The 15,628-nt window shown below is 56.4% G+C and carries 12 protein-coding genes and 1 pseudogene; 7 read left to right on the forward strand and 6 right to left on the reverse strand.

The genetic code is table 11. The annotated features are described in order from the left end of the window. The first annotated feature begins 222 nt into the window (after positions 1-222). The gene (gene rdfA, locus F7R90_RS19560; protein WP_158059246.1) at positions 223-870 is read left to right on the forward strand and encodes a rod-determining factor RdfA; all 648 of its coding nucleotides are present in this window, start codon (positions 223-225) and stop codon (positions 868-870) included. Positions 871-1,005: 135 nt separating this feature from the next. After that, complete coding sequence (locus F7R90_RS19565) at positions 1,006-2,961, forward strand: archaea-specific SMC-related protein (RefSeq protein WP_158059247.1); 1,956 nt, start codon at positions 1,006-1,008, stop codon at positions 2,959-2,961. Between the two features lie 194 nt (positions 2,962-3,155). On the opposite strand, the gene F7R90_RS19570 is transcribed toward F7R90_RS19565, so the two are convergent. The 3 genes and pseudogenes from F7R90_RS19570 to F7R90_RS19585 all read right to left on the reverse strand — a co-directional run bounded on the left by F7R90_RS19570 (position 3,156) and on the right by F7R90_RS19585 (position 5,869). Then, positions 3,156-3,506, reverse strand: coding sequence for a hypothetical protein (locus tag F7R90_RS19570; RefSeq protein ID WP_158059248.1), 351 nt, complete (start codon positions 3,504-3,506; stop codon positions 3,156-3,158). A 754-nt stretch (positions 3,507-4,260) separates the two neighbouring features. After that, positions 4,261-4,473, reverse strand: a pseudogene (locus F7R90_RS22850) (helix-turn-helix domain-containing protein); the annotation flags it as partial. A 70-nt stretch (positions 4,474-4,543) separates the two neighbouring features. After that, the gene (locus F7R90_RS19585; RefSeq protein WP_158059249.1) at positions 4,544-5,869 is read right to left on the reverse strand and encodes a glycerate kinase type-2 family protein; all 1,326 of its coding nucleotides are present in this window, start codon (positions 5,867-5,869) and stop codon (positions 4,544-4,546) included. A gap of 89 nt (positions 5,870-5,958) precedes the next feature. On the opposite strand from F7R90_RS19585, the gene F7R90_RS22400 reads away from it, so the two are divergent. Continuing rightward, complete coding sequence (locus F7R90_RS22400; protein ID WP_192498472.1) at positions 5,959-6,096, forward strand: hypothetical protein; 138 nt, start codon at positions 5,959-5,961, stop codon at positions 6,094-6,096. A gap of 52 nt (positions 6,097-6,148) precedes the next feature. Here F7R90_RS22400 and F7R90_RS19590 read toward each other — a convergent pair whose 3' ends face one another. Continuing rightward, positions 6,149-7,519: a DUF362 domain-containing protein gene (locus tag F7R90_RS19590; RefSeq protein WP_158059250.1), complete on the reverse strand. Its 1,371-nt coding sequence runs from the start codon at positions 7,517-7,519 to the stop codon at positions 6,149-6,151. A 180-nt stretch (positions 7,520-7,699) separates the two neighbouring features. Here F7R90_RS19590 and F7R90_RS19595 point away from each other — a divergent pair, with 180 nt between their 5' ends. Beyond that, the gene (locus F7R90_RS19595; protein WP_158059251.1) at positions 7,700-8,542 is read left to right on the forward strand and encodes a fumarylacetoacetate hydrolase family protein; all 843 of its coding nucleotides are present in this window, start codon (positions 7,700-7,702) and stop codon (positions 8,540-8,542) included. A 299-nt stretch (positions 8,543-8,841) separates the two neighbouring features. Here F7R90_RS19595 and F7R90_RS19600 read toward each other — a convergent pair whose 3' ends face one another. Next, positions 8,842-10,449, reverse strand: a complete 1,608-nt coding sequence (locus F7R90_RS19600; RefSeq protein WP_158059252.1) for a transposase — start codon at positions 10,447-10,449, stop codon at positions 8,842-8,844. An 801-nt stretch (positions 10,450-11,250) separates the two neighbouring features. Between F7R90_RS19600 and F7R90_RS19605 the strand changes: the two genes are divergently transcribed. The 3 genes from F7R90_RS19605 to F7R90_RS19615 all read left to right on the forward strand — a co-directional run bounded on the left by F7R90_RS19605 (position 11,251) and on the right by F7R90_RS19615 (position 14,962). Beyond that, on the forward strand, positions 11,251-12,345 hold the full coding sequence (locus tag F7R90_RS19605) for a chymotrypsin family serine protease (protein ID WP_158059253.1): 1,095 nt from the start codon (positions 11,251-11,253) through the stop codon (positions 12,343-12,345). A 1,217-nt stretch (positions 12,346-13,562) separates the two neighbouring features. Next, the gene (locus F7R90_RS19610) at positions 13,563-14,459 is read left to right on the forward strand and encodes a ParA family protein (RefSeq protein ID WP_158059254.1); all 897 of its coding nucleotides are present in this window, start codon (positions 13,563-13,565) and stop codon (positions 14,457-14,459) included. Beyond that, complete coding sequence (locus F7R90_RS19615) at positions 14,456-14,962, forward strand: hypothetical protein (RefSeq protein WP_158059255.1); 507 nt, start codon at positions 14,456-14,458, stop codon at positions 14,960-14,962. Before F7R90_RS19610 ends, F7R90_RS19615 begins: the two co-directional genes overlap by 4 nt. A 76-nt stretch (positions 14,963-15,038) precedes the next feature. Here F7R90_RS19615 and F7R90_RS19620 read toward each other — a convergent pair whose 3' ends face one another. Next, positions 15,039-15,569, reverse strand: coding sequence for a hypothetical protein (locus tag F7R90_RS19620; protein WP_158059256.1), 531 nt, complete (start codon positions 15,567-15,569; stop codon positions 15,039-15,041). Positions 15,570-15,628: the final 59 nt, after the last annotated feature.

A 15,628-nucleotide genomic window follows, 5' to 3' on the forward strand; every position in this document is an offset into this window, starting at 1 on the left:
ACTGCTGTCACGAGCCAATATTACAACCTACCGTTACAATTACTCCATACAAACAAGCGTTACAAACGATTGTTTCATACACGACAACTGCTATATCGAACCCTCGCGTAGTGAGGGTTCGAGACGGAGGTTCGACGCCGCAACCGCACTCTGTCGGATATCGGGGTCCAATCCCAGAATGGCAAAACTGTTTTCACCGCAATTTGCGTATCTTCTCCACGAATGACTGACGAGTCAGTGGACGAACCGACTCCGGTGAACGCAACGGAAGCGGACCCCGAGCGTCGGAGCAAGGTCGGCCGAATCATCGCAGAGCGGACCCTCGAAGGGATGGGCGAGGAACTAGAGCGTCGGTGGACTGGCGAGGGCCGCGAGCAGTCAAGTCTCCGCGAACTCGCGGACTACTTCAACCAGCGCGTCCTCCGAGAGACGCTGGACGCCCAGAACGTCGAAGTGCTGGACGGCGAAGTCGAGAACTTCTACGAACTGCTCACCGGTGACGACGTCTCGGGTGGGATGCGAGTACAGACTGAACGACGACTCGAACGGGACGGCATCGACGTAGACCGACTCAAGAACGACTTCGTCTCTCACCAAGCTATCCACACGTACCTGCGCAAGTACAGGGGTGCAGAGGCAACGTCGAACGATTCAGAAGACAAGGTCGAGGAAACCCGCACTACGATTCAACAACTTCGGAGTCGTGTGCAGGCGGTCACGGAGACGTCACTCGACGCACTCCGAACGGCAAACGAGCTACGTATCGGGCGTTTCGACGTGTACGTCGATGTCCGCGTCACGTGCAACGACTGCCAGTCACAGTACTCCGTCGGGGACCTCCTCGACCGCGGCCGTTGCCAGTGCGAGTAGTTCCGCAGTTTCTCTAGCCGACGTACCGGCAGTCCGTACTGCTGTACCGGCAGTCGCTCTCGACGTACCGCCTGCTGACCACCCATACCGATAGTAGGAAAGGACTTATGCCGCCCGTAACCGAAATCTCCGTGTATGAATTCTACGAGTGAACTGCTGACCACAGCCACTCTCTCCGTCGAGAACGTCGGCGGCATCGACCAGACAGAGCTGACGCTCGACCACGGAGTGAACGTCCTCACCGGTCGAAACGCCACGAACCGAACCTCGACGCTTCAGGCACTCATGGCGGCACTGGGGAGCGACAAGGCGAGTCTCAAGGCCGACGCAGAAACGGGCCACGTGGAACTGACGATAGGCGACGACACGTACACGCGGGCGCTGACCCGGACGAACGGCGACGTTGCGATGTCCGGGGACCCACTACTCGACGACGCCGCACTCGCGGACCTCTACGCGTTTCTGCTCGAAAACAACGAGGCGCGGCGCGCAGTCGCCCGCAGCGACGACCTGCGCGACGTCATCATGCGCCCCGTCGATATCGATGAGATACAGGCGGACATCGACCGACTCGAACAGGAGAAACGCCGACTCGACGACGAACTCCAGGAACTCTCGACCCTCGAACAGCGACTCCCCGAACTGGTCGAAGAGGAGACGCGCTTAGAACAGGAACTCGAAGAGACGCGGGAAGAACTCGAAGCCAAGAAGGAGGAGATAGACGCCTCGAACGCCGACGTCGAGGAGACGCGCGAGGAGAAAGAAGACCTCGAATCGAAACTGGAGGAACTCCAAGACGTTCGACTGTCGTTGGAAGACACCCGATACGACATCGAGACCGACCAGGAGAGCATCAAGCGACTCCGTGAGGAACTCGGGGAGTACCGGGAGAAGCGCGAAGAACTCCCCGAGGCGTCTGAACAGCGCGTAGACGAACTCGATTCGGAAATCGAACGACTCCGTCGGCGGAAACAGTCCCTCGAATCCGACATCTCGGAACTACAGAGCATCATCCAGTTCAACCGGGACATGCTCGACGACTACGAGTCGGACGTTCTCGGAACGCTCGACGAAGACGAAGGGTCGGACGACGACGCGCTGACTGACCAACTGCTCGCGGACCAACAGGAGGTCACGTGTTGGACGTGCGGGAGCAACGTCCAGCGCGACCAGATAGACGCGATGACCGAGCGAATCCGCGAGTTCCAAACCGAGAAGCGCGACGAGCTCAGGAACATCGACGACCAAATATCGGAACTCGCGACCGAACGCGACGAACTGAACGACCGTCTAGAGAGCCGCGAACGACTGGCGCGACAAGTCGAGCAGACTGAGTCCGAGATTACGGAGCGCGAGGAGAAGATCGAGTCACTTCGAGCCGAACGCGACGAACTGGAGTCGAAGCTCACGACGCTCAACGACGAAGTCGAGTCGCTGCGGAGCGAAGACTACGACGAGATTCTAGACCTCCACCGCGAGGCGAACCAACTCGAATTCGAGTGCGACAGCCTGAGCGACGACCTCTCGGAGGTGCGCGAGGAGATGGCTCGCATCGAGCAGGAACTCGACGAACGAGAGGCACTCGAATCCGAACGCGACCAGATCAAAGACGACCTCGAAGAGCTTCGGACGCGCGTCTCTCGAATCGAACAGGAGGCAGTCGAAGCGTTCAACCAGCACATGGCGGAGTTGCTCGACGTCCTCGACTACTCGAACCTCGACCGCATCTGGCTGGAACGCACCGAGACGGAAGTCCGGGAGGGGCGACGCAAAGTCTCGAAATCGACCTTCGACCTGCACATCGTGCGGAGTACAGAGTCTGGCACCGCCTACGAGGACACGATAGACCACTTGAGCGAGAGCGAGCGCGAAGTGACCGGTCTCGTGTTCGCCCTCGCGGGCTTCCTCGTCCACGACGTACACGAACAGGTCCCGTTCATGCTGCTGGACTCGCTGGAGGCAATCGACTCCGGACGCATCGCGTCGCTCGTAGAGTACTTCGAGTCCTACGTCGATTACATGGTCGTCGCGCTCCTCCCAGAGGACGCCAGCGCGCTCACCGACGAGTACGAGCGCATTACCGACATTTAATCACACCCCTGTATTCTTCCCGAACGACGGTTTCGGTGTCGTAGCAACGACTCACGTCGTGGTGTTCGTAACTTATTTATGATACTACAGCGTTTTGCAAAAGTAACGAGTAGTTACGGCTTTATTCAGTGAAATATGGTTGCCTACTACCGAATCGCGAACCGCCGGACAGTCCTGGCTCTCGCTCCCCCGAGTTAGGCTTCGACCTCCTTCGCCTGTTTGCGGAGCCACGCGCGCAGGTTCTGCGTGGGAATGTTCAGTTCCTGCGTGTTTTGGGCCAGGTTCGGGTAGCCACCGACCTCGTCCTGACTGTCGATTACTGACCCGCCAGCGTTCTCGATGATTCGCTCGTCGTGTTCGGTCCGGTCGGCCGGTCGCGCCCCAGCGTTCGCCAGGTTGTGGCCTTTCGTCTCGCTCGAGGAAATCGCCGAGAGGTTCTCCGGCCACAACGGCCGCTGGTCGAGTTCCGTGATGGTGTTTCCGACCATCGGTCGGTCTGCGTCCCAGTCTAAGACGTTGTCCGCGGCGAAGACGCTGCCCTTCACGAAGACGTTCGCCTTGTCGCTCTATAGCCATTCGAAGACGGTTCCGACGATGCGGACGACGTGGCAATCGAATCCTCGTAATCCCCAACCGCGCCGTTTCCTTTCTCCGCGCATTCTCACCGTCGAATCTGTGTCGCTACGGTACCAGTACGGCCATTCCCGAGACGGGAATCGACTGGATGGCGCGGCTTTCGCGATTCGTGTCCTCATGTCTCGGTCAGATACGATTGAACGGTTGCTATCAGGGCCGTAACACACGATATGGGAGCTCTCGCTGTATTTTCTATATACTGGCGTTCCCGTCCTCCGAACGCTCGAACGAACAACGGTCAAAATCCGATTAGAGTGCCGGATTACTGGTCGAGACTGTTGATTTCAGCTTCGAAGCCTGCTCGTCGCTGCCATTTCCATTACAGCGTTAGTTGTGTAATGGTTTGGCCTAGTCACCCGGGGGTCGCACGGTACCATGGACCACGAGTAGGGGTCGTTCCCCTGTGAGGAACGTGATGCTGGCCGACCCAGGACGACTGAAGTCGGTGTCTATCGTCAACGCCGCCATGTCAATCGGCCGAACCTGTCGTCAGTACGGCTGGTATCCGCTGACGCTCCGGCCCGAGCAAAACAATTATTGGTGGTTTCACGCAAGGGTGTACCACTGATAATGGTTGACGACTCTGAACCCAGTACACTCGACGTCGGACTCGTCGGTATCGGTAGCCTCGGCATCCGACTCGGCCGCCAGTTCACCGAACTTCCCGGCTCCGAACTCGTCGCACTCGCGGACGAGAATCTTCCGTTCTTCGAGCGTCCGCAGGTGGCTGTGGATGGTGCTTTTCGAGTGGCCGAGTTCGTTCGCCAGTTCGGTGACGCCGACATGTTCTCGGGTCTACAGGAGCTCGATGATGTTGAACGCTATCTTGACCGACCGAATTGTCCGCCCGGGGCGTTCGTCCGCGGCGTTTGGCATACCAGAGGTATGGTACCACCTCCTTATAGTTCTGTTCCCGTCTGGGGAACTCTGGCGCAGGCTACAATCGTCACTTATCCGCCACGACGAACAAGCGGAGGTCGTTGACGTTCGTTCCCGTCGGACCAGTGACGAACAGGGCGTCGCGCGCGTCGAGGAACCCCTCGACGTCGTGGTTCCTGAGTACGTCCCGAGCCTCCGACGCTGGCGTCGCAGTGTCACGTGTGACGACGGCACCTGCGGCATCCGATGCACCGTCGATACCGTCGGTGTCCACGCTGGCGACGGTCACACCGTCTTCGCCGAGTTCGATGGCCGCACTGAGCGCGAACTCTTGATTGGGGCCGCCGACGCCGTCGCCATCGTGGGTGACTGTCGTTTCGCCCCCGGAGAGGAGTACGGCCGGCGCGTCGAGGGGAGTTCCGGTTGCGACGCATTCTTCGGCGATACCGACGAGCGCCTTGGCGACTTCGGCGGCCTCCCCTCGAACACGGGAACTGAGAATCATCGGCTCGTACCCGGCATCTCGCGCCACTTCAGCGGCTCCCCGAAGCGCCGTGTTGCCGTCGGCGAGGACGTACTGTTGGACGGACTCGAAGACGGCGTCTCCGGACCCGGGCGTCTCCGGATACTCGCCAGCGTCTCCTCGTCGAAGTCGCTTCTCGACCACTTCGGGAACGTCCACGCCGTACCCCTCGACGACTTCGAGGGCGTCCGCGAACGTCGATTCGTCGGGCGTCAACGGCCCGCTGGCGATGACGTCTAAGCGATTGCCGACAACGTCGCTGAACACGAACCCTAGCACCGGTGTCGGGGCGGCTAGCTCTGCGAGTTGCCCACCCTTGAGGTCCGAACAGTGTTTGCGTACGGCGTTGATTTCGTCGATGCTCGCACCGCTGGTCAACAGCTCTTCGGTCGTTTTCTGGAGGTCGGCGAGAGTGATTCCGTCCGTCGGTGCGGTCAACAGCGCGCTCCCGCCGCCGGTGACGATGGCGATGAGGAGGTCGTCGGTGCCAGCCGACGCCACCGTTTCGAGGACCGTTCGCGTGTTCTCGACGCCGCGCTCGCTCGGCACCGGATGGTCGCCCGCCAGTACGTCGATTCGCTCCGTCTCGACGGGGTTGTCCGTGACGACTGCTCCCCCGGTGAGCCGCTCGCCCAGGACGTCTTCGAGCGCGCTCGCCGCCGTCGCGGCCGCGTTTCCGCCCCCGACGACGAACACGTCGTCGTACGTCGAGAGGTCGTAGCGGTCGCCGTCAACTCGGAGGTCCGTCCCGTCCAGCGACACGTGCTCGGCAACCACCGTCGCTGGTTCAGCGGCGCGAATCCCGGCGGTGACACACTCCCGAGCGAGCTTTCGACTCGGGTCGTCCGCGGCATCCTCGTTCTCGGTCATGGCTGAGCGTAGTCGTACTCCCACATAGAAGTCCCGACTCGGGAGGAGAGTAGCATGACGTCCTATTCGCTCGACTCGAAGGTGGTACCATGCCCCAACGCCACTCGTGGGGGGTGCGTGAACCACGACGATTCACCGAAGGCGCGAAAGGTGTCCAACTGACGGAGGCGAGCTATCAGGCGTGGGACGAAGAACGGAAGGTCTTCGTCGACGAACTTCTGCTCTGAACAGAACGGCACGCCGGAATACCTTCTCCGAGAACAGATTTTCGATGGTAAATCAGTCGTCTGCGGACTCCTCCCCGCTCGTCGTTTCGTGCAGGGACGGTGCCACGAAGGCCCCCGAGTCGAAGCGGATGGGCGAGGGTTCTTCGAGAACGCGGAGGTCGTCGCGGTCCCGCGCTTCCTCGACAAGTACAGAAGACGCGTACAGTCGCTGCAAGTGCATCGTGTCTGGTGCGCGGAGGACGCGTACTGATTCTGGGTCCACGATGCCGATAGTGGACAGCGCCGCGATGACTCCCGCTCGGTCGGTCTCGACGGCTGGCGGGAGACGCACGCCCCGCGGCGTACTCGCCGTCAACGCGTTGATGAGTGTCGTCGGCATCTCTATCTCAGAGAGGAGGTCCGCGTGGACGAAGTCGGCAGAGCCCATCCCCATAGCGTTGCCATGGGTCGCGTCCGTGAGCGAACGAGTGTAGATGCGCTTGATGTCCGGACGGTCCGGTTCGGGTTCCTGAATCGCGAACGGTCGTCGGCCGATGACGTTCGTGTCCAGCCCTTGGCCGCTGATGTCTTTGCCCTGCTGGTCGAGAATCAGCAAGTCCAGTTCCTGAAACGGAATCTTCGGCATGATGTCGTACGCCGTCTCCAGCAACTCCGCCTCGCGGTCGAGAAATCCTTCCGGGGGAATCCCTTCGAGACGTGTCGTCTCGTCGCGCTGGTCCTCCATGATTGCGACGCCACCGGCGATAGGGAGTTCGGCTATCAACTGCTCGGTTATCTCGGGAATCATGTCTCGGAGCGACCAATCGACCGCCCAGTCGTGTGCGATTTTCGCGCCCCGTTGCTTGCCCATCCCGATGACGAGCATCTTCGAGAGGCCGCTCTCGACCGTCCCGCCGAAGTCGGTGTGCGGTTTGATTCGATTGATAGGCACGATGGCGTCGGCCTCGACTGCGTGCGCGTCGGCGACGACTGGCACGTCGCGCTCTGCGGTGCGACCGACTTCGACGACTTCCATGCTCGACCGAATCTCGCAGCCAATCGTCGATTCGGTGACGTCGAGTTCTGCCAACATTTCCCGCTGGCCCTCTGCATTGGCACCGCCGTGGCTTCCCATGGCCGGAAACACGAACGGTTCGTATCCCAACGCTTCGACGCCATCGACGACACCGGAGACGATAGTCGCGAGGTTTGCGATACCTCGGCTTCCGACGCCGAGTGCGACTTCGCCACCGTCCGGGACGTCCTGGAAGGTGAGCGACCGAAGCGCGTCGGCCGCACGGTCGGCAAGTTCCGACTGCGGAATCGGGTCGGTTTCCCATACCTGCTCGATAAGCCCCATCTCGGGGAGCGGCGTCTCGCCACACGCGTCGAGTATCGCTTGCTCTGGGACTGCGAGCGATTCGCGCGGTTGGTTCGAATCCATATTGCACTACTGTGCGAGTCGAGTCATAAATATACTCCTCTCGCCAGTTCGCTCCATCGAAACTAGGTTCGAAAAGACGACTACGCCCGCCGACGCTTCTACAGTCCGATTCGACTCGACCCTCGCTCAATACTGAGGCTATCTCAACTTTTATGATGTCGTGTCTCCCCTACTGAAACGATGCAATTCGTTCGATACAGCGCTGGGGCAGGCCCAGCCCTCGGCGTGAAGACTGACGCTCGAATCCACTCGCTCGCAGACTTACCCGGAGGTGAACCCTCATACGAGGACCTCACTAACCAACGCTACCTCGACCAGTTGCAGTCTGCCGTCGAAAACGGGACGCTCTCCCAGCGAGACGTCGGCGACGTGAACTTGCTCGCACCAGTGCCACGACCGGGTAAAATCGTCTGTGCTGGGCTGAACTACCGAGATCACGCCGAGGAACAGGACGAGGAGATCCCCGAGGACCCCCTGCTCTTCGCGAAAGCGCCGACGACCGTCACCAATCCCGGCAGTCCAATCGTCCATCCCGACGGCGAACAGGTCGATTACGAGGTCGAACTCGCCGTCGTCGTCGGTCGCACGGCGAAGGACCTCGACGAGGACGACGTAGACGATTACGTCGCGGGCTACACCGTTCTCAACGACGTCAACGGGCGAGACGCACAGTTCTCCGACGGACAGTTCTTCCGTGGGAAGAGCTACGATACCTTTTCGCCGATGGGGCCGACGCTCGTCGCTGATAGCGAATTCGACCCGAACGCCGTCCATGTGGAACTGCGGGTGGACGGTGAGACGAAGCAGTCGTCGAACACCGAACAGTTCATCTTCGACGTGCCGGAGTTGGTCGCGTACATCAGCCAGAACATGACCTTGCGGCCGGGCGACGTCATCTCTACTGGAACGCCCGGCGGAGTCGGAATCTTCCGCGAACCTGTAGATCTACTCGAACCTGGGCAGACCTGCGAAGCCGAAATCGAAGGAATCGGTACGCTCACCAATCCTGTCGTCGGGGAATGACTTCTCCGAAGCGGTAGCTCGACTCTCTCATTTTAAGCCGCGAGCTCTTCCGCGTTTTTGGCATGTGAGGCGGGTGATTTCACCGTATCTTGCTACGCGTGTTCTTCTACTCACAGTTTCGGAGGATGGCACAATTTTGGGTGGATTTTGTGGCGAATCGGCATCAAATACCTCAAATCCGTTCCTTAGTCGCGGGGATGACTAGCGAAGTCTCAGTACTTATCCACAATTGAAGAGATTTCAGACCCTTTCTTCAGTGTTGCCACTCATAGATTGCTGGCTGAACCTTTCTCAGACACTTAGTCAGGCGGCACCAGCGCTGCCGACACCAGTTCGACACATTCCCCAGCCGTCAGAACGGGAGCGTAGTCCATCTCTCCCTCTACACCAGCCTTCAACAGAAAGTCGGTGAGCCGCCAGATATTGTAGAGTAGGGCCGCGAACACGAAATAGAACAGCCGAACGCGATAGTCCTTTGAGGAAGTCTTCGCAAGGAAATCGTGTTTGATCGATTTATAGCTATTCTCTATCTGCCAGCGGCGGCTGTACCGACGACAAAACGACTCCGCCTCCTCCGGACCCACTCGAACGTTCGTCGCAAATACGGCCGTCTTGTCACCCTTCGTGGACGGCACATAGAGGAACCGCATCGGATGGGAACCAGCCTCCACATCCACAGACGCGGATTCGACCGCGACATCCTGTCCGTCTGTTTCCATCCGCTCGATCACCTGTCGTTCTGTACTGGAGAGTCGCTTGGGAATGAGGTAGTTCACGCCCAGATTCGAGAGTGTCTGAAAGACCCGCATCGAATCGAACTCGCGGTCGCACAGCACTGTCCCAATCGGCACGTGTTCTTTCACCCGCAAGACCAATCGACGAACAATGCGATGGATCCGGTTCGACGGATTCTCGTCCCATGGGGAACTTTCTCGGACTGGTTCGACCGCGAGGACGAGCGGGATGTTCTGGCCGACAATCGATAGCGTGGCAAATTTGAACGCTCTCCCGTCGCCGTCTTTCGTCCCGCTCACCATCGACATTCCTTCTACATTTCCGTAGTAGGGCACGGTCGTAATGTCGATTGCCACGGTCACTGGACGACGAAACGCCGTTTCAGAGGCGATAGCCGAAAGGACGTGATCTGTTGCATTGTCGAATCCCTCAATGAGGTTCTCGGTATCGAATTGCTTGACCGCACGAAGGTGGGTATCACCATGTGGACCGTAGTCTGCTCCTCGGCGGTACTGGAAGCGCGCTGCTCCTTGAGCGGTGCCACAGCCGACCATCCCCATGAACGTCTGTAACTCGAAAAAGCGCATATCTTCATAGGTCGCATTGGCAGCGCGTTCAGAATCGAACGATTCGAACCCGTAGTCACAGGCAAGGCGCGTCGTTCGACGGATGGTCTCGCCCGTGAATTTCTCTTCGGAGGTCGCTTCGGTCTTCTCGGTACCGCACGCCTCGGGGTCTTTGCGTGGATGGAGTACATCTTCTTTCGGTCGGACGGTTGGAACTGAGAGGTCTTCGTCGTGGATTTCTTTGACGACATAGTGTGCAGCCGTCTTTATGAACTCACAGACAGTCTCATTGAAACGGTTGCGCCACGTCCGCGAAAGGACCGACTCATCTGGAACGCGATCAAACCCCACTATTTCTTGGAGTTCTTCGTCCCGCGCGAGTATACGGTAACTCTCTCCCGTGATTTCCCGATAGAGAAACAACCTGAGCATCCCAGAAAACGGGTAAGGTGCAGGATGCCATTCCGGGTAGCTGTCTTCAAGTCTGTCAAACGGACCATCAAGTGTCCTGAGAGCATCACAGAGCGAGAGTCCATCACGGATTTGCTTTCGGAGTCCAATTCCGACAAGATACGCATCAGTCAATACTCCTCTGCAAAGTCTCATACCGGTTTTAGTAGAGTCCGGATTCAAAATTGTTGCAGAAGTTATTGTCTACTAAAGCAGTAGGACGAGGATATCCGGCCCCAAATACTGAATTGTAACATATTAATACTAGAAACTATGGAGTTAACCAACTCCAGTTCTCGGAATTCGCTCGAAGTTGCAATATATATGTGCATATATTTATTCGGAGTTGGGGGTACAGGCAGTGAACTAGTGGCTAAGTTATGGTGGTGAGTGAATTGTATCCTCAGATCGGGTATAATTAGTGCTTGAGTTTCGGTCAGGTACTCTATAATTAAATAGAATCTTGGTGTGTGTTGGAATAGCTTATGAGTTCTAAAAAGGTCGTAGAGTTTCAGAGGTGGCTGAAATTGTTATTGCTGGGTGTGCTGTTGATACATTATTTGTGGCAGAATTTTTCGCCAGTAATTTCCACTAATATCTCGACAATTTATCCATGGGATTATATTTTGCAGGGCTATGATCGGGCAGAAAATCGGTTTTACCAAATGATTCTTATGACCGTAGTATTTGCAGTAATCAGTTATGGGAGTCTTAAGAAAAATTCGTTCATACTTATTCTCAGTGCTGTCTTTCTCGGTGTTTTTGCCCTAGGTATACCGGTGGAATTCCTTACGTGGTTTGTTTTCATCGTCGAAATTTCACTGATTCTGCTCTTGTCCTATTCTTATCTTAACCCTGAAGAAAGGCCTGCGGAAACTTCTTCTCATACCTAGCTACTTTTTGTATAATTTCTCACTAGAAAAGTATTATATATATATTCATTTTCATTATCCATCTATGGTGTCAGAAGACAAACTGTCTGGGCGACGTGAGTTCCTCAAACACTCGGCATTTGCTGGTGGCGGCTTCAGCCTTTTCGGCCATGGAACGCTCTCAATAGACAGAAAAACCAAGATTGATGTTCTCAGAACCAAAGATGGGGTGGCAAAACGCAAAAAAGTTCCTGCCCGATGGTACCGGCATCTTCAGCAAGCACGCAGTAAGCACCGCAAACTGCGTACTGCCCATAGCGACAAACCATGGTTCACTAACTCATATCTAACACAGGACGAAAACCAAACCGCTGGCTTCCATCGGAGGAAAATTGTCGTTGAACACGACCTCGACCAACTGGCAGCGAACTCCCAGTCCGATGATAGTCACCCACTTCCCAGTGAGTTGAACGGTATTGCAGTCGAAACAGCTGACCCGAAAGAACGAACTGAAACCGGATGTCGAAATGTTGGGGAGTACAAAAATCTTCCCGGCGGAGTTAGCATCAAGGGGGACAACATCCCCGGTAGTACTTGCTGTCGAGCGGAAATGGGAGGTCAGGCATATGAACTCACCGCCTACCACGTCACAGGCTGTAATCCAAACGCGTCGTTTGAACAAGGCGGTAACAACCTCGGGTCGCTCGCAGAAGGCGATCAAGACGAAGACTGGGGATTAATCAACGTCACAAACTCCAATTATAGTCTTACAGAGAAGGTCAAGGAGCCAGATGGCGAGCGAAAGCCAATCCAAGGTTGGGTTACTCGGAATGGTGTCGATACGTACAAAGAAGAAGACCGGTATATCTACCAGTTAGGTCGGGAAACCGGACAGTCGATGGGGAAAATTCAGAACATAGACGCGAGCTTCGCGTCTTCGTGCGCACACAATGGCGGGCACAATAAAGCGATTGAACTAGGGAATGACGGTGCGCCCGGCGATTCTGGAGGGCCATTCTACATTCTTGAAGATAGTGTTGACGTGTGGATGATGGGGATAACCCAGTACAATTACGGTTACGTCACGGGATTCGGATGTAGTGGAGCAGAAAAACAAGACAAAACCGGCGGAATCCCCATCTGGTACATCGCCAACAACCACGGAATTTCTGTCCCGTAGCTGGATAATTAATTCGAGTGCATCACGCTTACGGGCACGGCATTCGAAAACGATGTGCAATCCACAGGGTGGGTAAGCAAGACTCAGAAAAATCGATTCTGGGTTCGTGATTTATAGGCGTGCAACAAAGGCACGCATCAAAACCATCCTCCGAGGTTGTGTCTACTCTGCCCCATCATTGAGTATAGCTTCATAGAGTTTATTTAGCTGGTTCGATGATACAGACGTTACTTCGGTGGTCGAACTGGACTCTTACGAGTGGTTGTAACCGCAACGTAACCAACCTGAGCAAAACAATTTCTCACGTAGAACTGCTTATCTCGCCGTCACCACTCCAGGCCCAACAGTCTCTACTCCGCTCTGTAAGATGACTCATCTTACTCTCTGTTCGAAGGAGGTGGAGACAACCACCGAGTGAGATACCCCCTTTACGGAATCGAGGCTTCGAAGAAAAGCTCTCGACGACCGTAAACGACGAGTCGGTGAGGGCATCTATTTCCAACATCGTACGCGTCCCGCGCTCGTATCCGACGAGCGGTTCGAAATGGGTTCGGCGAGCTTGCAAGCTGCGTGGACGCCCCACGAAATTGATGGCGTCTCGGCCGCCTGCAGACGAAGCGTCAGTTCTGGCGATCCGCGTTCGCTGCGCCGCGTCTATGTCCGTTGCACCGTACGTATGCGCGCGAACAATCGATTATCACCTTCGAACGATTGAATTAGTTGATTGTATCGTGTGTCACGAACACGTGGTGCAAACTCGTGTTTGCAATTTCCGTTTGTAACCTGTCTCTGAGAGTTCCCAACTGTTGTCTCGTTCGTTTGCTAGACTTGCTACCACCGATTAGTTGCTCCATGTGAATGATGTCATTGTTTGACTCAACTACTCGATACACTCATTAGATATTGGTGGTTGCGACTAGCGACCGAACCAAATAACTGCAACAGATGGGTGCTGTAACTATATGCTACAATTGAGTGACACAACCAAATGAGTCGAATGGATGTCGCAACTATTAGTATCGAACGACTGTTTCAACTACAGGTTGCGGATGAGTGTTACAAACGAAGGTTCCAAACGAGCGTTTCAAATACATATTTGGGGTGTTTGTTGCAGACGATTGTTACAACTGTGTGCTACAAATGAATCTAACAAATGAGTGTTTCGGATGGTTCGTCTGACGAAAACTTATAACTGAAGCCTTCAATGAATCCATCAAATGCTCTCGTACGCAGTATACAGCGAAGCAGGTGGCGTAGGCAAATCGACGCTCACCGCAAATCTCGCAGTAGCGCACGCCAGAGCCGGACTCGACGTTCTGGCGATTCCACTCGACCCCCAAGACGGAGACTTGAGCTACCTCTTCGACATCGACCACGACCGTTCGAACGGTGAGGCCGACACGCTCGTCCACCATCTCGTCGGTCGTGGAAAAGGCGAGTTCACGGACCTCATCGAGACTGTCGAACACGGGGTCGATATCATTCCGGAACACAATCGCCTCGAAGACCTCGGCGAAACGCTCCGGAAAGAACAGGAGGCAAGAAGCGACTTCGGCGAGTCGTTCCCGATGTGGACCCAACTCCAGCGAGTCCTTCGCGAGGCAGAAATCCACAAACACTACGACGTGCTCCTCGTGGACCCGCCCGCAAGTTCCGGTCCTCACCTGTACAACGCACTCGACGCCACTCGGAATCTCGTCATTCCGGTCGAACCGTCCGGGAAAGGACAGGCGTCTGTCAATGGACTTGACGATCTGGTGACGAATCTCGAAGACCAGTTAGAGATCAACATCGGCGTGTTGGCGGCAGTTCCGAATCGATTCAAGGGCACGCGGGACCAGGGCGCTATCATCGAAGAAATCGAAGAGCAGGGATTCGACGTGCCCGCGATTCTCCGCGACCGGACGTCGCTCCTAGAGGGGTGCTGGCGTGAGAAGTGTAGTGCGTTCACGTACGTCCGCGACCATCGGAGTCGAGAACGAGACTACGAAGTCGAGACGCTCGCTAAGTTCGACGAGATAGCGCGCCACCTCGAAGCGCAGAACGGTCTCGAAGCACCGAACCCACCAGAGGCTGGGAGTCTCGAAGAGGATGACCCGGAGGTCACTGCATGACTGGCCTGAAATCCGGGTCCGGCGACGACCTCTGGGGCGAGGATAGTGCTGACGATGACGAACCAGTCGAGGAAGAAACAACCGAAGAGACTACTGAACCCGAAACTGAAGGTGAGTCTTCTACTGAGACGGACGGGCAGGAACAGGGAGACGAGGAGTCAGACTCGGCGTCGGAGGAATCTTCGTCTGCGTCTAATTCGCAGTCATCTTCGAACGACTCGGGGAATTCAGGTTCGTCTGCGAACCAACAACATCCGTATATAGTCCGGCGTGCAGTGCAAGATAAGTCCGTGAAGTTCGAGCGGGACGAACGGTTGACGTTCTTCGTCCACGACGACGTTATCGAGGGAGAACGGGACCTGATTACGGACGTCGAATCGGAGTTGGGGCGGAACGTTCCGAAGTTCGACGTGCGCGAGGCGGTGTATCGCGCTGCACTCCGAAACCGTGACGACGTGCTCGAAGAGTTGCTGAATATGGGGTATTCCCTAGACGACTCGTAACTGTCCCACGCCTCGGGACGACCTCGACTGCGACGACGACTTTCTCTCCTCAGTTTCGAAGTGGTGGACTCAGCGGTCAATATTCAGTCACACAAGAGACGCTGACACCTTCCTTTCGTGGGGCGACTGCTTCCGTCGCTTGCGCGCGAAACACGTTTCGGTCAGTGACGAGGTAGTTGACGACGTACATTCCGGGGTCCGTGTGTCCGGACTCGTACTCGACTGCTGGTGCGATGACGTCGAAGCGTACGACCCACCCGTCGTCGGTTCGAGTGACTTCTGTGGTGTCTTCTTGTATAGAAACGTCGATAGAGATGATTTCCTCTGCGTTCTGTCCGCTGATAACTTCGCGCGTGACGAGTGCCTTCTCGAACTGTCGGGCGAACTGGAGCGCGGTATCCCGGGTGAGTGTGTCGGGTTTCTCGGGACAGGGCGGCACGTCAATCTGTAAGTCGTCAGTCGTTGCCCGAGTCTCGGGCGGTGGAGTCTGTGTCTGTGTTTCGGCAGGCGAGGTCGTCGATTGGTTGGGTGTGGTGTTCTGTCCGAGACACCCCGTGAGAGAGATGCTTGTTCCGGCGAGTAGGTGGAGGGCGTGACGGCGATGCATACGCAGATATTGTTAGTCTGAGTGGATAAATCCCAGTTTGGATGAAACGGTGGTTTCAC

The sequence above is a fragment of the Halorussus halophilus genome, assembly GCF_008831545.1.
Taxonomy (GTDB): Archaea; Halobacteriota; Halobacteria; order Halobacteriales; family Haladaptataceae; genus Halorussus; species Halorussus halophilus.